The following is a 17,957-nucleotide window of genomic DNA, read 5'->3' as shown; positions in this document are numbered from 1 at the left end:
CTGGCATGGGCGACTCAGTTTCTTCTAAGACCTACACCCCGCGCGAGCGCAGCACGTATCGCAAGCGGTTGATGGATGATTTGGAAATCTTCGACAAGCACCTCCAAGATGCCCAATTCATCGATCACGGCACCATCGGCCTTGAGCTTGAGCTCAACTTGGTCGGCGATGATTTGCAGCCAACGCCGCGCAATCAAGAGGTCCTGGCGCAGCTCTCCGACGAATATCAGTCGGAGATCGGCGCCTACAACGTTGAGCTGAATCACCCGCCACTCTCGCTGGCGGGTAATGGCCTGAGCCAGCTTCACCAAGGCCTCGCTGAGCGTCTCCAAAACGTTCACGTGGCAGCTACCAATGCGGGGGCGCACGTGGCCATGATTGGCACGTTGCCCACCCTCACTACAGAATTCCTGGAAGATCCCGCCTGGATGACCCAGGAGAATCGCTATCTTGCGCTGAACAACTCCATCATTTCCTCCCGCGGCGAGCTCCTGCCCATCAACATCACGGGTGAGGAGCACTATCAGCATGAATTCGAGGACATCGCGCCTGAGTCCTCGTGTACCTCGATCCAGCTTCACTTGCAGGTCGCCCCAAACCGCTTCGCGGATGTGTGGAACGCCTCCCAGGCCATCGCCGCAGTTCAGGTGGCACTGAGTGCGAACTCACCTCTTTTCCTCGGCCACAGGCTCTGGCACGAGTCGCGCATTGCGGTGTTCCAGCAGTCCATAGATACGCGTACCGACGAGCTGCTCACCCAGGGTGTGCGCCCCCGCGTCTGGTTTGGGGAACGGTGGATCACTAGCGTTTTTGACCTGTTTGAGGAAAACGTCCGGTACTTCTCTCCGCTGTTGCCAGAGAATCGTTCGTCGTCAGGCACCCCGATGATGGACGGTGACTCCCCCGCCCTGCACTACCTGAACCTGCATAACGGCACGGTGTGGCGTTGGAACCGCCCGATTTATGATCCGAGCGGGGATCTTTCCCATATCCGTGTGGAAAATCGCCTGCTGCCTGCGGGTCCATCGGTAGCCGATATCGTCGCCGATGCGGCTTTCTACTACGGCATGGTGAAATACCTCGCCGAGCAGAACCGCCCGGTGTGGTCGCGCCTGACGTTCGAGGAGGCCACGAGCAATTTCTACGCGGCCGCCAAGCATGGTCTTTATTCGCGCTTGAGGTGGCCAACGCTGGGCAGGATCAATGCGTCGACGCTGGTCACGGAGCATCTCCTGCCGCAGGCCCGGGAGGGCCTCGAGGAGTTGCACGTTGCGCCTTCGCTTATCGACGAATACCTGGGCATCATTGCTGCACGTGCCCAAACCCGCCAAAACGGGGCATCCTGGCAACTGGCGGCGTTGAAGCATTATGGGCGGGGCACGCTACCGGATACGCCCGATCGTCGCGAAGCATTGACGCAGATGTTAAGTGATTACCTAGACAACCAGCGCGGCGGCGACCCCGTGCATACCTGGAAGATTCCCACTACATCTTGATCATGGGTTCCCAGCCCACGGGGATACGGTCGCTGTCGACGATGCGGCGGCCGAATGGGAAGCAGGTCACTGGGATCATCCGCAAATTAGCGATGGCCAGCGGGATGCCGATAATGGTAACGGCCTGGGCGGCCGCGGTGGTGATGTGGCCGATGGACAGCCAGAGGCCAGCGACGAGGAACCAGATAACGTTTCCGATGGTGGAGAAACCGCCGGTGCCGCCCACCGGTTGGATCACCGAGCGACCGAATGGCCAGAGCGCGAACTTTGCCATCCGGAAAGATGCGATGCCGGCGGGGATGGTCACCACGAAGAGGCAGGCGATGACCCCGAATACGAAATACCCTAAAGCAAGCCAGATGCCACCGAAGACAAACCAGATGATGTTTAGAATCAGATTCATGGTTTCATCTTATTCTGCTGGCTGCCGATAACCTGGCAAAAATAAGTGAAACGAGGACTAATCTGGCCCGATGGCCATGTTCGATGGTGTCTGGACCAATGCGTGCGGGCATAATTAAGATGTTTTACCCTCTTTTTAAGTAGCAGAATTTCCATAAGGAGCCATACGTGCAAGGAATAATCGACTGGATCGTGAGCTTGATGGAGCTCCTCGGCGCGCCCGGCGTCGGCATCGCCATCTTGTTGGAGAATCTCTTCCCTCCGATCCCATCTGAGGTAGTCCTCCCACTTGCTGGCTTCACGGTCTCACAGGGCTCCCTGAACATGCTCAGCACGTTCCTGTGGGCGACGGCGGGTTCCGTAGTTGGTGCCTATATTCTCTACGCTCTGGGTGCATGGCTGGGGGCCGAGCGCCTGCGCAAGATCGCGGACTGGATGTGGCTGGTTGAGCCACAAGATGTCACCAAGGCGCTGAATTGGTTCGACAGGTACGGCTCTGCCTCTGTCTTCTTCGGTCGCCTCATCCCTGGTGTGCGCTCTCTGATCTCTATTCCTGCGGGCATTGACCGGATGAATCTGTTCAAGTTCGGTCTGTGGACCACGGCTGGCTCCGGTATTTGGAACGCGATTTTGATTTACCTGGGTTACATCCTCGGCGATCAGTACACCAAGGTCGAGGTGTATGTGAACCAGTACTCCAACGTCATCTACGTCATCATTCTGGTTCTCCTAGTGGCAGGGTTCGTCTACCTGGTCCTGCGCCAGAAGAAGCGCAAGAATGCACCCGATTTTCCTGCCGATACCGGCGACTGGGAAGTAGTTCCCGAGAGCAACCCGAAGCACAAGTAAGCGCTTAGCTGCCAGCCAGTGGCTGACATGTTGGGCACCACCAAATCACTCGTTCTAGGTCCCCGTTGCCGCCAAGGAAATCTTTCTTAATCAGCGTGGTACACCGCCTGCACGGTTTGTTGTTCCTGCCAAATACGTAGCTTGTTTCCCCGGCGCGTTTGATCCCTGTGGTCACTCGCACCGGGGCATCTTTATTGGCCCAGATCAATCGCCTGGCAATCTCTAAAATCCGGCGTACATTCACATCGCGCACTTTGGCTTTCGGGTGCACGCCTGCGATAAAACAGATCTCTGCCCGGTACTCGTTGCCAATTCCTGCGAGGTTCTTTTGATCAAGCAGAGCTTGGCCGATGGTCTGCGTGGGCTGTGCTTCGATCCGACTCTGGGCCTCGTCGATGTCCCACTCGGGCTCTAAGATGTCTGGGCCTAAGTAGCTGACGCGCTCGGGGTATTCACGTGCGGGGAACACCTCGACGAGCCCCAGCCAAAATCCCACCAGCTCGATGTCGCGGGCCTCGTCGGCAAGCTGCAGCACCACGCGCGCTGCATGTCCGGGTTTCCTCCACCGCGCGCCCGCCCGGTGGATCGACCACGTGCCCTCCATTTTTAGGTGCGTCTGCAAAATATCGTTGCCAAATTGCATATACAGGTGTTTCCCGTAGGGCCACACCCGCTCGCAGGTCAGCCCCGTGAAGTCCACCGTGGCATAGCTCGGCCAGCGCAACGAGGTCGCCGTGACCTTACGTCCTTCCATCAATTTCAGCCGCTTGGCTAACTGATAGATTGAATCACCTTCTGGCATAACGCCTCATCATAATCGCGCGCGCTCAGTCGTCGAAGTTCAGCTCGTCGATAGCTTCGGCGTAGCTGCGACCACGGTTTTTGCTTTGCGACGATCGCCTCCGCCCCGTTATCTTCGCGCCCCGTGGGGTGACTTCTGCACCATAGTCGCGCAAGATGTAGGCGGATTCGCCGTTGACTCGTTCCACATTGAGTGGTTGGATGAGCCCCTTGGCCACAACATCAGAAAGCGCTGCAATGACCTGTGGCATTGGATCCTCGATGCCTGCGGGGAAGCTGTCGAAGAATGTGGTCAAGGTCTTGCCACCGCGGGTGATGTGCGCGGCAAGCAGACCATCGATGAGCACCACCAACGCACCCGCGGCCCGGGTTGGGCCTTGCCCGGGCCACGGCAGTGCCGCGCCATAGGGGTTAGCCGGATCGGTTGCCGCCAGGACATGCACCTTTGGTTCCTGTGTTCCCGAGGGCCAGCCCACCACGTCATCGGTATCTTGGTGTCCGCGCAACCTGTCAATGACTGCAGGTGTAGAAAACTGCGAGGCACCAAGGCCCTCCACCAAATAGCCGCGCATCGCCTTGCCGGATTCTTCGAAACCCGAGAGCACCTTGTAGGCCAGCGCGAATCCGCCCAACACGTTTTCGGCCACCACTGATCCCCGAGTAACTACACCGTAGCGATCCAACCACGCCTCACCTTGAGCCAGCGAGCGCTGCGTCGGGTCTGTGTCGGGGGCAGGGGTTGCTGCCCACCTGCCCACCATGTCGGGTGGTGTGACCGGGGAAAAGTTAGTCCGTCCCGTCCTGATCCTGGAACGAGACGGCCGACGCTTCACCTTGTGAGCCGTCTTTCCTCCGGCCAGACGGGTGCGAATAGGGGCAAAAGAATCCGGTGCAATCACCCCTGCCTCCACGAGGTCCCACATGGCTTCTCGAAGTTCCTCGGTATCGGTGTTTTCTAACAGGTCGGTGAAAAGAAATCCGCCACCTGCGCGCATCCGCTCCATGATGCGCTGCTGAGTCATGCTGAGCACCGGCTCCTCGACCTGCGGAATTAATTGTTCCGCGTAGTCTGCGGGCAGCAGCATAATCCACGGATCACGCGCCCCCGCCTTTCCCGCGCCCACAATGAGCACCTCCCCTGACAGAGTCAATTGGTCCAACATCGCCGGGTTGTAATCGCCTACCCGGCTGGGCAGCACCACCGATTCCCAGGCACTGGCCGGCAGGCGCACCCCGGCGAGCTGCTCGAGCGTGGTGTACACCCCGTCGGCCCCGCGCAGCGCAGCCCTCGTTCCCACTGGTGCAATATTTGCCCAGTCCACGCTAAAGCGCGCAAACGCGGACTGCGACACCGGCCGAGTCTGCGCCCGAGCAGCCGCCAGCGAGCGCGTCCGAATGATCTTTAAAACCTCGGCGGCGCAATACTCCTGTTCCTCCACGCCCTGGCGGAACCTGCCCTCGACCACCTTTTCTGCATCCACTAACGGCTGCAGCGCAGAGTACGCAGCTCCGATGGCCAGGCCAAAGGCAGCTGCAAGCTCACGCAGCGTAAACGGGCCGCGGGTGCGCACCCACCTGCTTACTAACTGCGCGAGCGCATCCTGGATCGTGTCCTGTTGGGCAGCAACACCTGGGGGAACCGGCACACCCAGTCCATCGCGCAGCAAAGGCGCATCCAGGCTCTGAGCTAAGTACTCACGGCCACCAATGCGCACGCGCATCACGCGGTGTCCCAGGGAACTTTCCAACGCTGCGAGAGGCACGGAAGTGTAGGTCGGCAGCTCGTCGATAAGCACCGGACCCGTCATGCGCAACGTGTCAGCGAACTGCTCGGAGGTCGCTGCCTTGCCTACGCGCCGCAGGTTCGCATCCACCTCCGCGATGATCTCTGGGTCGAGCAGCTCACGCAGCTCCACGGTGCCCAGCAGCTTCGCCAAAAGCGATGGATCCAAGGCGAGGGCCGCGGCACGCTTCTCCGCCAGCGGGGTATCGCCCTCGTACATAAATGCGCCCGTGTAATTAAACAGCAGGCTCGACGCGAAGGGACTGGGCTGATCGGTGGTGACCTCGGCGACCCGAATCCGACGCGTATTTAGGTCCCCCATTACCTCCTGCAAAGCAGGCAGATCGTAGACATCCTGCAAGCACTCGCGCACCGTTTCCAGAATGATCGGGAAACTTGGATACTTTCGGGCCACATCAAGGAGCTGCTCCGCGCGTTGGCGCTGCTGCCATAACGGCGCGCGCTTGCCCGGATTCCTGCGTGGAAGCAATAGGGCCCTGGCCGCGCACTCGCGAAAGCGCGAGGCGAACAGCGCCGAATTCCCCACCTGTTCGGTCACGATATCGGCGATGTCATCGGCCTCGAAAATAAACAAGGAGGCATCCGGTTCCTTATCCATTTGAGGCAGGCGCAGCACAATCCCGTCATCGCCAGCAACGGCCTGGGCGTCCATGCCCGTCTCCTGCGAAATCCGATACCCGGTTGCCAGCGCCCACGCCGCGTTGACCCCCTTGCCAAACGGGGTGTGCAACACCACGCGCCAATCCCCTAGTTCGTCGGTGAAACGTTCCAGGACCAGCGTCTTCTCGTCCGGAATCGTGCCGGTGGCCTCTTCCTGTTCATCCAGGTAGCTCAGCAAGTTGCCCCGGGCATACGCATCGAGGCTCTTATCGACGATCGACGCATCCGCGTGCACCTCTCGTCGATAAGCACCAAGTGCCTTCCCCAGCTCATACGGCCTGCCTAGGCTATCGCCTGTCCAAAACGGCAGGCGACCAGTGTGCCCCGGCGCGGGCGAGACCTGGACCTGGTCGCGCGTGATGTTCTCAATGCGCCAACTCGACGCACCAAGGGTGAACACGTCGCCGACGCGGGACTCGTAGACCATCTCCTCGTCGAGCTCACCGACGCGCCGGGGAGCCGACCCCGCCTCCCCGCCGACGAGGAACACACCAAACATCCCGCGGTCCGGGATCGTACCGGCATTGGTCACGGCAACGCGCTGCGCGCCGGGACGTGCCTTAAGCACGGTGCCGTCCAAGATCGCGCGCGGGCGCAATTCAGCGAAGTCCGTCGAGGGATACACGCCCGTGACCAGGTCAATCACCGAATCATAAACCTCGCGGGCAAGGTCGCGGTAGGGCCAGGCGCGTCGCACGGTCTCGTACCAATCGTCCACGTCCAAGTCTTCGACCGCCACGGCCGCCACTGTTTGCTGGGCGAGCACGTCTAAAGGATTCTTCGGGGTATGCAACTCCTCGATTGCGCCTTCGCGCATTCTCGGCACCGTGACCGCCGTTTGCACCAGGTCAGAGCGGTGCTTCGGGTAGAAGGAACCGTGGGAAGTGGCACCAACAGAGTGCCCGGCGCGGCCCACCCGCTGTAAACCGGAGGCTACGGACGGCGGAGATTCCACTTGCACCACCAAGTCCACGGCACCCATGTCAATGCCCAGTTCGAGGGAACTGGTGGCCACCACCGCACGCAGGGAACCCTCCTTCAGCATCATCTCAGTGAGGATGCGTTCGTCCTTGGACACGCTGCCGTGGTGGGCGCGCGCGATAACGGGAGCCGCATGACCTGCAGTATCCGCCGGTACCATCACTTGCGCAGGTGGGCGACGCATAGGCGTAGACAAAGAATCCGGGTCATGCTCCCTGGCCCAGCGCTCGTTGAGCTGCGAGGTTAACCGCTCGGCGGTGCGCCTGGAATTGACGAACACCAGCGTGGAACGGTGCTGCATGATCTCGTTGTAGAGCTGCTCCTCAATATGTGGCCAAATGCTGGAGGCTGCAGTCGGGCCTGCGCCGGCGTCGACTTGATCTGGCTCGTTCAGGCGATCGTCGATAATAGCTTCGCCGATCGTGGAGGCATCCTCGGGCACGGGCAAATCGCTCATGTCCTCGACGGGCACGCGGACGTTGAGCTCCCAGCGTTTTTCGGCTGGCGGGTTGATGATGGTGGTGTTGCGACCGAGGAAATTTGCTACCTCGTCGAGCGGGCGCACGGTTGCCGAGAGACCGATGCGTTGGAAGTCGCCTGCGATGCGCCGCAACCGCTCAAGGGTCAGGGAGAGGTGCACGCCACGCTTCGTTCCTGCGAGCGCGTGGATCTCGTCGATGATGACGGTGTCCACGTCCTTGAGAATAGTTGCCGCCTTGCTGGTGAGCATGAGGTATGCCGACTCGGGCGTGGTGATCAAGATGTCCGGTGGCTTGCGGACCTGGCGATTGCGCTCGGCCTGCGGGGTATCGCCTGAGCGCACTCCCACCGAAATATCCGGCATTGGCCGGCCCATCCGCTCGGCCACGCGCGCGATGCCATTCAGAGGCGCGCGGAGGTTGTTTTGGACATCCACCCCCAAGGCCTTAAGTGGCGAGATATAGAGGACCTTAACTCCTCTGGTGGTCGAACCTGTGGGCTGGCCCACGGGGAGCACTTGTTGGCCTGCGCGTTCCACCAGTGAATTCAGCGACCATAAGAAGGCGGCCAGGGTTTTACCGGAACCGGTCGGCGCAACAACCAGTGAGTTCTCACCTGCAGAAATAGCCTCCCAGGCCTGCTCTTGGACTGTGGTTGGGGCTTCGAAGACCTCCCGAAACCACGTGGCTACCTGCGGGTAGAAACGGTCCAGGACGAATTCACTCATGGACATACTTTAACCCCCGCGATCGACACTTCCACGGTAGTCTTTGGATTATGACCGCTCAGTACTCTGACTCTCGGCTGACCAACCTGATCGCCCAAGGCACAGGGGAAATCCTCAAAGGTATCCGTGGCGTAGGCCTTCTGCGTGGCCGCGAGCTCGGCGAAGCCGGTGACGATCTCGCCCAAAACTGGATCGCGCGCGTATTGCGCCAGCACCGTCCAGACGATGGCTTTTTGTCAGAGGAAGCCGCCGATAACCCGGCTCGCCTGAGCAAGGACAGGGTGTGGATCGTCGACCCGCTCGACGGCACCAAAGAGTTCGCCACCGGTCGCCAGGACTGGGCAGTGCACATCGCGCTGGTGGAAAATGGGGTCCCTACCCATGCGGCCGTCGGATTGCCTGACCTTGGCGTGGTATTTAAATCCTCCGATGTGCGCTACGTCAATGGCCCATTCGCGGGCAAGATTGCTATTTCGCGCAACCGCCCGCCAGCAGTTGCCCAACACATCGCCGCGGACCTTGGCTTCGAGGTCGAAGGTATCGGCTCTGCCGGCGCAAAGGCCATGCACGTTTTGCTCGGTGACCATGATGCTTATATTCACGCTGGCGGCCAGTACGAGTGGGATCAGGCAGCGCCCGTTGGAGTTGCCTTGGCCGCAGGTTTGCATGCTTCCCGCCTCAACGGTGAGCCACTGCGCTACAACAACTCGGATACTTATATCCCAGACCTGCTGATCTGCCGCCCTGAGCTGGCCGATCAAATCCTCGAGCTGGCCCGCGGGTTCTATGACGAGCACGGCACCTTCGAACCCTAGGGTGGGTTACTCACGTTGTCTTGGACGAATCGGGCGTTGGGCGTTAATCTTGGGGCCATGACTGTGCCTACCCCCTATGAGGATTTGCTCCAAGATATCCTGGATAACGGCCAGGCCAAGGGCGACCGTACCGGCACCGGCACGCGCAGCGTGTTCGGGCGCCAAATTCGCTACAACCTGGCTGAATCCTTCCCACTGCTGACCACGAAGAAAGTCTTCTTCAAAGGTGTTGTCGGCGAGTTGTTGTGGTTCCTGCGCGGTGACTCCAACGTGAAGTGGCTGCAAGACAATAACATCAAGATCTGGGACGAATGGGCCGACGAAGACGGCGAGCTCGGCCCAGTTTACGGTGTGCAGTGGCGCTCGTGGCCCACTCCCGATGGCCAGCACATCGACCAGATTCAAGGTGCGCTAGACACCTTAGTAAATAACCCTGACTCGCGTCGCAATATCGTCTCAGCCTGGAACGTTTCCGAGCTAGACAAGATGGCGCTTCTGCCCTGTCACCTGCTCTTCCAGCTTTATGTGGTTGACGGCAAGCTGTCCATGCAGGTCTACCAGCGCTCTGCAGATATGTTCCTCGGCGTTCCTTTCAACATTGCTTCCTACGCGCTGCTGACGCACATGTTTGCCCAGCAAGCTGGCTTAGAAGTTGGCGAGCTGATCTGGACTGGCGGTGACTGCCATATCTACAACGACCACGTTGAACAGGTAAAAGAGCAGCTCTCCCGCGAGGCCCGCCCGTATCCGCAGTTGAAGCTGAACAAGGCCGCTTCGCTGTTTGACTATAGCTTCGAAGATTTTGTCGTCGAGGGCTACAACCCTCACCCAAAGATCGCTGCCCCAGTTTCAGTATGATCGGCGCAATTTGGGCTCAATCCGTCGACGGGGTGATCGGCGACGGACAAGGCATGCCATGGCACATGCCCGAGGATCTTCGCCACTTCAAAATCACCACCATGGGCAGTCCTGTGATCATGGGGCGTCGCACGTGGCTTTCATTGCCTAAACGTCCCCTGCCCGGACGCGATAATTACGTTGTGTCCTCGAAAGAACCCGGTAACTGGTCCAACGGTGCATTCGTCTTCCCCGATGTTCCAGACCTTGCCACGGACACATGGATCATCGGTGGCGCTCGCCTCTACGAATCCATGATGGACATGTTGGACATCATCGAAGTAACAGTCATCGACGCAATCATCGCCGATGCCTACGGCGACGAGGCCGTCTTCGCCCCGGCGATCCCCGAGGACGAGTTTGCCCTCATGCACGACACCGGCTGGCTCCAATCAGAGTCCGGCCACCTCAACGGCTCGGACGAGCCTCTGCGATACCGCTTTCTTACTTACGATAGAAAGGTTGCCAAGGAACATGTCTGACAATAATCATGTCCCCAATCATGTCACCGTCTACGCCACCAGCTGGTGCGGTTACTGCCGCCGGCTCAAGCAGGGCCTAGCCAGCAGCGGAACCCCGTATACCTTGATCGACATCGAGGAGCCAGGTAACGAAGAGGCCGCCGAGTGGGTCATGTCCGTCAATAATGGCAATGCGGTCGTTCCTACGGTGCGCTTCTCCGACGGCTCGCATGCGACAAACCCACCAGCAGAGTCCGTCGACGAAAAGTACTGCGAGCTCAGTGCTTAAGCTTTAATCGTCCTCGTCTTCGCCGAAGAGATCCACCATGTCCTTCGGCGACAGCGAGGCAGTATGGCCAGCAAGCTCTCGGGCAGCCACTTCGTTAAGGTAGTTTTCAAGAGCGGTTTTCAAGCGTCGCGCATCGTGGTGGTTGAGCAGAAGAACGCGTTTCGACGATCCCCCGGGCAGCTCCTTATCCACAGAGAGCACCGGAATGCCGTCCTTGCTGACTAGTTCAACGTCGATCTTGCGGCGTTGTACGTCTGTAAAAGATGGTTGGGTCTGAGACATTGGTTTCTCACGGCCTTTCTGGTCTAAGCATCTGGTCTAATCAGTTTTGGGCACACAAACACTCACCCGGTAGGTCCTTAGCCTAATTCACGGTGTCTTCTGGATGTGCGGTACCCTATACTTTGTTCCGTTTAGATTTTGCCCTAGTAGCTCAGTGGATAGAGCACGGCTCTCCTAAAGCCGGTGTCGGAGGTTCGAACCCTCTCTAGGGCACAAAATAAACCCCATCTACCTGCATCTTCGCCAGGAAGGTGGGGTTTCGCGTTGCCCCACCCCCAGAATTGCTTGAACGTTTAAAGACGTGCACTTTGCAAGATGTCACCATTATCTGACCTGGGGTTTTAGTTTTCGTCGGGCGTTAGGTACGCGAAGGGGGTCGTCGTGAAGCGAAAAACCGGACCTAACGCACTGCGAAATCTAAAAGCCCAGGTCATTTCAAACAAAGCCATGCAAAGTGCACCTAGTGGGGCACGACCAAGGAAACAAGTTTCTCAACATGCGTTGCCCCACCCCCAGAATTGCTTGAACGTTTAAAGACGTGCACTTTGCAAGATATCACCATTATCTGACCTGGGGTTTTAGTTTTCGTCGGGCGTTAGGTACGCGAAGGGGGTCGTCGTGAAGCGAAAAACCGGACCTAACGCACTGCGAAATCCAAAAGCCCAGGTCAATTCAAACAAAGTCATGCGAAGTGCACCTAGTGGGGCACGACCAAGGAAACAAGTTTCTCATAAAAAGTCGGCGACTTACCTAGCATGATGTGCCTGAAGTTGCTACCGTGACGAATGTGAACAATTCTACCTATAGTCGCCGTGGCGTGCTTAAGGCCGCCTCCATCGCAGTGGCAGCTGGCGTAGTCGGAACATCGGTTGCACCAGCCGCACGGGCTCAAAATTCAATCATTGGCACAGTTATCGATTACTCCGCAGGTGTCCCATCCGGCAGTGCCGTAGCAGCAGCCGGACACTTGGGCGCGGTGCGCTACGTTTCGCAGCCGCGTCCAGACGCAGCATGGATGGCCGGCAAACCTGTCCGCCTCGCAGAAACCCAAGACTTTGCGGCCAACGGGCTTTCTACAGCCTCGGTCTACCAATTCGGAAGGGAAACCACTGCCGACTGGCTTCAAGGTGCAGCTGGCGCCGCAACGCATGCACCTCAAGCAATCGCGCTGCACCGCGCAGCCGGTGGTCCAACTGGTCGCCCGATTTACGTTGCTATCGACGACAACCCAACCCAGACCCAATACACCAACCAGATTCGTCCCTACTTGCAGGCTTTCCAGGCTGCGCTTACAGCCGCCGGGTACCAAACAGGCATCTATGGCAACTGGAACACAATCGAATGGGCAATCCAGGACGGAATCGGATCCTTCTTCTGGCAGCATGATTGGGGCTCGAATGGCAAGATTCACCCACGCGTCACGATTCACCAAAAGGCCGGTTGGCAGACCCGCGTGGACGGTGTCGAGGTAGATATCAATAACGTCTACGCAGAGGACTGGGGCCAGTGGAAGCCGGGCCAGACAACGCAGACCCCGTCGAACCAGCCTGGTCAATCAGGCGCTACTCAAGATTCAACGGGTCAGTCGACAACCTACTCGATCCCACTGCCCGACAAGGCGCAATTGGACCAGATCGGAGCCCAGGCGTCCAACCTCTCCTCAAATATCAACCAGCAGGATCTCCAGACTGCTCTCGAGGCAGCGCGGAAATTCATCCAATAATCTTCACGATAAACACTTCACCCCCAACCTCGTGCACGAGGTTGGGGGTGAAGTGTTTATCTAGCTTGAACCGATTTAGACCGGCAATTGTTTAGTGGTCGACTGGCTTCTCAACACCGACACCGGTGAGGGAGCGAACTTCCATCTCAGCCTGGAGGTGATCCAGGTTGTCAGGCTTACCCAAGTAAGTACCGATGATACCTGCAAGGAACGCAAGTGGAATCGAGACGATACCAGGGCTCTTCAGTGGGAAGATAGCCCAGTCTGCGCCTGGGATCATCGACGTTGGCGAGCCGGAGACTGCTGGGGACAGGATGATGAGCACGAGTGCAACAACCAGGCCGGTGTACATGGAGGCAACCGCACCGGTGGTGTTGAAGCGCTTCCAGTACAGCGAGAACAGGATGGTTGGCAGGTTTGCAGATGCCGCGATTGCGAACGCCAGGGAGACCAGGAATGCAACGTTTTGCTGCATTGCCAGGATGCCGAGGACGATAGCGACGATACCGATGACAACCACAGTGATACGAGAGACTCGCACCTGCTCTGCTTCGGAAGACTTTCCGTCGCGGATAACTGCGTGGTAGATATCGTGAGCAACAGATGCCGAGGCGGTAATTGCCAGACCTGCCACAACGGCAAGCACTGTAGCGAACGCGACCGCGGATATCAGCGCCATGAAGATGGAGCCACCTAGCTCGAAGGCGAGCAGCGGAGCCGCCGCGTTTGCACCACCAGGTGCAGCAATGATCCGGTCTGGTCCGACCAGTGCAGCTGCAGCGTAGCCGAGAACCAGGGTCATCAGGTAGAAAGCACCGATGAGGACAATTGCCACGGTCACGGACTTACGTGCTTCAGTTGCCGTAGGAACAGTGTAGAAGCGCATCAGAACGTGTGGCAGACCTGCGGTACCAAGGACCAGGGACAAACCCAGGGAAACGAAGTCCAGCTTAGAGGTTGCGGTCGCACCGTACTGCAGACCTGGAGCAAGGATGTCCATTGCATCGTAGCCGACCTCCTTGATGCGCTCGGAAGCTGCGTGCGTGTTCACTGCGTCTTCAAGCAGGGTGCCCATGCCACCGCGGATAACAACGAATACAAGAATGGTCATGATAGCAACGCCACCAACAAGCAGGACAGCCTTGATCATCTGGACGTAAGTGGTGCCCTTCATACCACCGATGAGAACGTAAGCGATCATGATAATGCCGACGATGCCCACGCAGATTGCCTGTGCGGTGAAGGTGTGCAGGTTCAGCAGAACGGACACCAGCGAGCCGGCACCAGCCATCTGAGCAATCAGGTAGAACAGGGACACGAACAGTGTGCCGAATGCAGCAGCCACGCGAACTGGCTTCTGCTTCAGTCGGAAGGAAAGCACGTCCGCCATGGTGAAGCGGCCAACGTTACGCAGTGGCTCAGCCACGAGCAGCAGAGCTACGAGCCATGCCACGAAGAAGCCAACCGAGTAGAGGAAGCCGTCGTAGCCGTTCAGCGCAATTGCACCGACGATACCGAGGAAGGACGCTGCCGAGAGGTAGTCACCAGCAATTGCGAGACCGTTCTGAGTACCGCTGAACTGTGCGCCACCGGTGTAGAAGTCAGATGCTTCGCTGGTGGTCTTACCAACACGGGAGACGATCAAGAGGGTAATAACAATGAACGCTGCGAACACGCCGATGTTCAACCATGGGTTGCCTACGCCTTCCGACGTGGCTTCTTGCGCAAGGAAAATGGTATTCATTTTTTAGCCTTCCATTTCTTCGCGGATTGCTGCCGCTTGAGGCTCGATGTTCTTGTTCGCGTAGACAACGTATGCCCACGTGATCAAGAAGGTGGTAGCGAACTGAGCCAAGCCGAGCCAAAGGCCGACGTTAAGGCCCCAGAATGGCTGCGCCATCTGATCTGGCAAGTACGTTGCTACGAGAACGTAGAACATGTACCAGACGAAGAATGCGACAGATACCGGGAAGGTGAACTGGCGGTAGGTCTTACGTAGTTTTTGGAACTGAGGACTTTTTTGCATTGCAATAAAGTCTTCGGACGTGGGTTCCCGACGGGTTGTCCCGGCGGTCTTCGTTGAATCACTCACGGTCGACTCCCTTCATAATGTGGTCTAAACAAGTTCGACACATTGCAAGTTACCTGGCTCACATTGCAAGTTCGATTGGTTTGACTCTCAAAATGGAAATGACCGGATCAACTACCCCCACAAAATCCCGTTACCAGCGTTTTAATAAGATACCACCTCTCCCCCCGAATTGGTATAAAAGGCGGTTTTGCAAATATTGCAAATGTCCGAATGGGAAGCTAAAAAGTCTTTACATCAGTTACATACCGAACGTATTGCAACTAGTCCTATTGCTCAGGAAACGTCCGCGGGTCGTTAGAAAGCCGTTCTCCAGCAATCCTCGACAGAATATCCATATCCGTTTTGACCAGCCGGAAATCAAAAATGCCGAGGTTTTCTTCCAGCCGTTCTGGACTAGAAGTTTTCGGCACAGACGAAATACCTAATTGAAGGAGGAACCTCAACATGATTTGACTATAAGTCTTGTCATACTTAGCAGAGATTGCTTTCAGGTCAGGATTGTGGACCATTGTGGCCCGGGCCAGGGGTGCCCACGCCTCCGTCACGATCCCCCGTTTTGTGTTATACGCGCGTAGTTCATCCTGAGTGAACCCCACATGGAGTTCCACCTGATTCACCGTCGGGGTAATACCAGTGCGATCGATGAGCTCGTCCAGGACCTCTTCATAGAAATTGGCAACACCCAAGGACTGCAGCTGCCCCAGCCCCTGCAGCCGCGCCATGTCTTCGAATGCTTGCACAAACAGCCCTTGGCGTGGATGAGGCCAGTGGATCATGTAGAGATCCACGAATTCAAGGTTGAGCTTTCGCAGCGATTCTTGATAGGCCTTGGCTACATTGCCTTGGTCATCGTTCCAGAGCTTCGTCGTCACGAAGAGCTCTTCGCGAGTTACCTCTCCCGCCGTGATCGCCCCATTGATCGCGCGACCCACTGCCTCCTCATTGCCATAGAGTGATGCCGTGTCAATGTGGCGGTAACCCAGTTCGATTGCACGGCGGACAAGGGACTCGGTCTCGTCGCCAAGCTTGTATGTGCCAAAACCAAGAAGTGGCATTTCATAGCCGTCGTTCAACGTCACGTTCGGTATCTGCGGAGTAGTCATGGCTCTATTCTGCCTTGTCCGACACCTCAATCGCGACAACTTGAGCCAAAGCACACGAAAGCGCCTCCGCTCCCCTCTCCCCTTGCGGAAAGATTCAGAAAGCGAAGGCGCTTATGCGACCCTGACGACCTACTTGGCGTCGATGAGGTCGATGACGAAGATCAGCGTACGCCCAGACAGCGGGTGGCCACCGCCGGCGGCACCGTAGGCCTTCTCAGGTGGGATGGTGAGCTGACGACGACCGCCTACCCGCATCCCAGGGATGCCTTCCTGCCAGCCCGCAATCAGGCCAGTCAGTGGAAACTCGCTGGAGGAACCACGGTCCCAGGAAGAGTCAAACTCTTCGCCGGTTTCATAATCAACACCGACGTAGTGAACTTCTACCAGTCCACCCGCTTGAGCTTCATTGCCCTCACCAATCACCAAATCCTCGGTGACTAGGTCAGCTGGGGCAGGTGTTTGAGGAACGTCGATGGTGGGCTTCTCCATGGAAAATACTCTCCTTGACTAATCTTGGGTATGTCCTGACAAAACAAAACGCCAGGAACGTGCTCCCCCAAGTATAGGGGCGAACTACCTTCCTGGCTGAATTGTAACGACCGTGCTAGCGAAGATTCTCGCTATTAGCGCTGCTCACGAGGCTTAACCGTGCGCAGGGTCTCACCGGTGTAAATCTGGCGTGGACGGTTGATCTTGGTGTTCATCTCCAGCTGCTCCCGGTAGTGAGCGATCCAGCCTGGGAGGCGACCAATTGCGAACAGTACGGTGAAGAAGTCCGTTGGGAAGCCCATCGCGCGGTAGATCAGGCCGGTGTAGAAGTCAACGTTCGGGTAGAGCTTGCGGGAGACGAAGTAGTCATCCTTCAGTGCAATCTCTTCCAGCTGCATGGCCAGGTCAAGCATTGGATCGCCACCGAGGTGGTCGATGATGTCGTGTGCGAGTTCCTTGACAATGGCTGCGCGTGGGTCGTAGTTCTTGTACACACGGTGTCCGAAGCCCATGAGGCGGACACCCTTTTCCTTGTTCTTCACGCGGTTCATGAAGTTGGTTGCGTCGCCGCCGTGGTTGTTCTGGATGTCTTCCAGCATTTCCAGCACAGCCTGGTTTGCGCCACCGTGCAGTGGGCCAGACAGTGCGTTGATGCCACCAGCGACGGCAACGAACATGTTGGCCTGTGCGGAACCGATCATGCGAACGGTGGAGGTGGAACAGTTCTGCTCGTGGTCAGCGTGCAGGATAAGGAGCTTGTCCAGGGCGTTGACCACTACTGGATCAACCTCGTATGGCTCGGTTGGGTAACCGAACATCATGCGCAGGAAGTTCTCGCGGGTGTTCAGCGAGTTGTCTGGATACATGTATGGGGAGCCCTTGGATGCGCGGTATGCGTATGCCGCGAGCATTGGCACCTTTGCCATCAGGCGAACGGTTGCCTTATCCAGCTGCTCTGGATCCATTGGATCAAGCTGATCCTGGTAGTAGGTGGACAAGATGTTCACCGACGATGCCAGTACGGCCATTGGGTGGGCCTTGCGTGGGAAGACGCTGAACTGAGCCTTGAAGTCCTCGTCGAGGAGGGTGTGATGGCGAATCTCGTCGTTGAACGTGTGCAGCTCATCCAGGGAAGGCAGCTCGCCATTGATCAGCAGGTACGACACCTCGTTGAAGGTCGCGTTTTCTGCAAGGTCAGCGATGTCATAGCCGCGGTGGCGAAGAATGCCGTTCTCACCGTCGATGTAGGTGATCTTGGATTCAGTGGAGCCGGTAGATACGTAACCTGGGTCAAAGGTTACATAGCCCGTGTTGCTAAGCATGTTGCCCAGCACCACACCATCATTTCCTTCGGTGGCGTGGATGATATCCATCTCATATTCACCGTCAGGTAGGTGAAGTACTGCCTTGTCCTTGTTATCAGTTGCCACTATGAACCTTTCAACGTAATTTGCTCGGCACTGCCAGAGTTTATCTATGGGTTTTTAATCCCAGATACAACGTGACGCTAGCACTTTTTTTGCTAACTCTTCCAGTACCGGTATTCAATTGCAGTCAGGGGTAGTCACCGCATCCCAATTGGGACGACTCTAGGTCGACTCATTGT

16 protein-coding genes and 1 tRNA gene are annotated in these 17,957 nt (G+C 57.6%); 8 read left to right on the top strand and 9 right to left on the bottom strand.

All coding sequences use genetic code 11. The features are described 5' to 3' along the window. The first annotated feature begins 5 nt into the window (after positions 1-5). Positions 6-1,496, top strand: a complete 1,491-nt coding sequence (locus tag ACXZ66_RS04765; protein ID WP_458750750.1) for a glutamate-cysteine ligase family protein — start codon at positions 6-8, stop codon at positions 1,494-1,496. Here the strand turns inward: ACXZ66_RS04765 and ACXZ66_RS04760 are convergent. Further along, positions 1,486-1,899: a YccF domain-containing protein gene (locus tag ACXZ66_RS04760; RefSeq protein WP_458750749.1), complete on the bottom strand. Its 414-nt coding sequence runs from the start codon at positions 1,897-1,899 to the stop codon at positions 1,486-1,488. The genes ACXZ66_RS04765 and ACXZ66_RS04760 overlap by 11 nt on opposite strands. 167 nt (positions 1,900-2,066) lie before the next feature. Here ACXZ66_RS04760 and ACXZ66_RS04755 point away from each other — a divergent pair, with 167 nt between their 5' ends. Beyond that, complete coding sequence (locus ACXZ66_RS04755) at positions 2,067-2,747, top strand: DedA family protein (RefSeq protein ID WP_458750748.1); 681 nt, start codon at positions 2,067-2,069, stop codon at positions 2,745-2,747. Positions 2,748-2,751: 4 nt separating this feature from the next. Here ACXZ66_RS04755 and ACXZ66_RS04750 read toward each other — a convergent pair whose 3' ends face one another. After that, positions 2,752-3,549, bottom strand: coding sequence for a DNA-formamidopyrimidine glycosylase family protein (locus ACXZ66_RS04750; RefSeq protein ID WP_458750747.1), 798 nt, complete (start codon positions 3,547-3,549; stop codon positions 2,752-2,754). A 25-nt stretch (positions 3,550-3,574) separates the two neighbouring features. Beyond that, the gene (locus tag ACXZ66_RS04745) at positions 3,575-8,200 is read right to left on the bottom strand and encodes an ATP-dependent helicase (RefSeq protein WP_458750746.1); all 4,626 of its coding nucleotides are present in this window, start codon (positions 8,198-8,200) and stop codon (positions 3,575-3,577) included. A 50-nt stretch (positions 8,201-8,250) separates the two neighbouring features. Here ACXZ66_RS04745 and ACXZ66_RS04740 point away from each other — a divergent pair, with 50 nt between their 5' ends. From ACXZ66_RS04740 to ACXZ66_RS04725, 4 genes are read left to right on the top strand one after another with little or no spacing between them, the layout of a single operon-like run. Next, the gene (locus ACXZ66_RS04740) at positions 8,251-9,015 is read left to right on the top strand and encodes a 3'(2'),5'-bisphosphate nucleotidase CysQ (protein ID WP_458750745.1); all 765 of its coding nucleotides are present in this window, start codon (positions 8,251-8,253) and stop codon (positions 9,013-9,015) included. A gap of 57 nt (positions 9,016-9,072) precedes the next feature. After that, positions 9,073-9,873 carry a thymidylate synthase gene (locus ACXZ66_RS04735; protein ID WP_458750744.1) on the top strand — a complete coding sequence of 267 codons (801 nt, stop codon included), beginning with the start codon at positions 9,073-9,075 and terminating at the stop codon, positions 9,871-9,873. Beyond that, positions 9,870-10,394 (top strand): dihydrofolate reductase, encoded by a 525-nt coding sequence (locus ACXZ66_RS04730; RefSeq protein ID WP_458750743.1) that lies wholly within the window; start codon positions 9,870-9,872, stop codon positions 10,392-10,394. Before ACXZ66_RS04735 ends, ACXZ66_RS04730 begins: the two co-directional genes overlap by 4 nt. After that, positions 10,387-10,662: a mycoredoxin gene (locus tag ACXZ66_RS04725; RefSeq protein WP_458750742.1), complete on the top strand. Its 276-nt coding sequence runs from the start codon at positions 10,387-10,389 to the stop codon at positions 10,660-10,662. The genes ACXZ66_RS04730 and ACXZ66_RS04725 overlap by 8 nt, the downstream gene beginning before the upstream one ends. 3 nt (positions 10,663-10,665) lie before the next feature. On the opposite strand, the gene ACXZ66_RS04720 is transcribed toward ACXZ66_RS04725, so the two are convergent. Continuing rightward, positions 10,666-10,944, bottom strand: coding sequence for a hypothetical protein (locus ACXZ66_RS04720; protein WP_458750741.1), 279 nt, complete (start codon positions 10,942-10,944; stop codon positions 10,666-10,668). A gap of 140 nt (positions 10,945-11,084) precedes the next feature. On the opposite strand from ACXZ66_RS04720, the gene ACXZ66_RS04715 reads away from it, so the two are divergent. Together ACXZ66_RS04715 and ACXZ66_RS04710 are read left to right on the top strand one after the other, a co-directional pair. Continuing rightward, positions 11,085-11,157: transfer RNA gene (locus ACXZ66_RS04715), tRNA-Arg, on the top strand. A gap of 565 nt (positions 11,158-11,722) precedes the next feature. Beyond that, the gene (locus ACXZ66_RS04710; RefSeq protein ID WP_458750740.1) at positions 11,723-12,667 is read left to right on the top strand and encodes a glycoside hydrolase domain-containing protein; all 945 of its coding nucleotides are present in this window, start codon (positions 11,723-11,725) and stop codon (positions 12,665-12,667) included. A 91-nt stretch (positions 12,668-12,758) separates the two neighbouring features. On the opposite strand, the gene ACXZ66_RS04705 is transcribed toward ACXZ66_RS04710, so the two are convergent. The 5 genes from ACXZ66_RS04705 to ACXZ66_RS04685 form a co-directional block, all read right to left on the bottom strand. Next, positions 12,759-14,411, bottom strand: a complete 1,653-nt coding sequence (locus ACXZ66_RS04705) for a solute symporter family protein (protein ID WP_458750739.1) — start codon at positions 14,409-14,411, stop codon at positions 12,759-12,761. Positions 14,412-14,414: 3 nt separating this feature from the next. Then, positions 14,415-14,693, bottom strand: a complete 279-nt coding sequence (locus ACXZ66_RS04700; RefSeq protein ID WP_458751277.1) for a DUF485 domain-containing protein — start codon at positions 14,691-14,693, stop codon at positions 14,415-14,417. A gap of 332 nt (positions 14,694-15,025) precedes the next feature. Further along, entirely contained in the window at positions 15,026-15,862 is an 837-nt protein-coding gene (locus tag ACXZ66_RS04695; RefSeq protein ID WP_458750738.1) for an aldo/keto reductase, read from the bottom strand. A 129-nt stretch (positions 15,863-15,991) separates the two neighbouring features. Next, entirely contained in the window at positions 15,992-16,351 is a 360-nt protein-coding gene (locus ACXZ66_RS04690) for an FKBP-type peptidyl-prolyl cis-trans isomerase (protein ID WP_458750737.1), read from the bottom strand. A 134-nt stretch (positions 16,352-16,485) separates the two neighbouring features. Continuing rightward, positions 16,486-17,781 (bottom strand): citrate synthase, encoded by a 1,296-nt coding sequence (locus tag ACXZ66_RS04685; RefSeq protein ID WP_458750736.1) that lies wholly within the window; start codon positions 17,779-17,781, stop codon positions 16,486-16,488. Positions 17,782-17,957 lie beyond the last annotated feature (176 nt).

The sequence above is a fragment of the Corynebacterium sp. S7 genome (genome assembly GCF_054401105.1).
Note: the sequence above shows the minus strand (reverse complement) of the source record. Positions and strands in the feature narration are given on the sequence as shown.

Excerpts from the sequence above, each read along its gene's own strand:
- ACXZ66_RS04725 (WP_458750742.1), top strand. The coding sequence starts at position 10,387 with ATGTCTGACAATAATCATGTCCCCAATCATGTCACCGTCTACGCCACC.
- ACXZ66_RS04690 (WP_458750737.1), bottom strand. The coding sequence starts at position 16,351 with ATGGAGAAGCCCACCATCGACGTTCCTCAAACACCTGCCCCAGCTGAC.
- ACXZ66_RS04760 (WP_458750749.1), bottom strand. The coding sequence starts at position 1,899 with ATGAATCTGATTCTAAACATCATCTGGTTTGTCTTCGGTGGCATCTGG.
- ACXZ66_RS04740 (WP_458750745.1), top strand. The coding sequence starts at position 8,251 with ATGACCGCTCAGTACTCTGACTCTCGGCTGACCAACCTGATCGCCCAA.
- ACXZ66_RS04765 (WP_458750750.1), top strand. The coding sequence starts at position 6 with ATGGGCGACTCAGTTTCTTCTAAGACCTACACCCCGCGCGAGCGCAGC.
- ACXZ66_RS04700 (WP_458751277.1), bottom strand. The coding sequence starts at position 14,693 with ATGCAAAAAAGTCCTCAGTTCCAAAAACTACGTAAGACCTACCGCCAG.
- ACXZ66_RS04695 (WP_458750738.1), bottom strand. The coding sequence starts at position 15,862 with ATGACTACTCCGCAGATACCGAACGTGACGTTGAACGACGGCTATGAA.
- ACXZ66_RS04745 (WP_458750746.1), bottom strand. The coding sequence starts at position 8,200 with ATGAGTGAATTCGTCCTGGACCGTTTCTACCCGCAGGTAGCCACGTGG.
- ACXZ66_RS04730 (WP_458750743.1), top strand. The coding sequence starts at position 9,870 with ATGATCGGCGCAATTTGGGCTCAATCCGTCGACGGGGTGATCGGCGAC.
- ACXZ66_RS04750 (WP_458750747.1), bottom strand. The coding sequence starts at position 3,549 with ATGCCAGAAGGTGATTCAATCTATCAGTTAGCCAAGCGGCTGAAATTG.
- ACXZ66_RS04735 (WP_458750744.1), top strand. The coding sequence starts at position 9,073 with ATGACTGTGCCTACCCCCTATGAGGATTTGCTCCAAGATATCCTGGAT.
- ACXZ66_RS04705 (WP_458750739.1), bottom strand. The coding sequence starts at position 14,411 with ATGAATACCATTTTCCTTGCGCAAGAAGCCACGTCGGAAGGCGTAGGC.
- ACXZ66_RS04720 (WP_458750741.1), bottom strand. The coding sequence starts at position 10,944 with ATGTCTCAGACCCAACCATCTTTTACAGACGTACAACGCCGCAAGATC.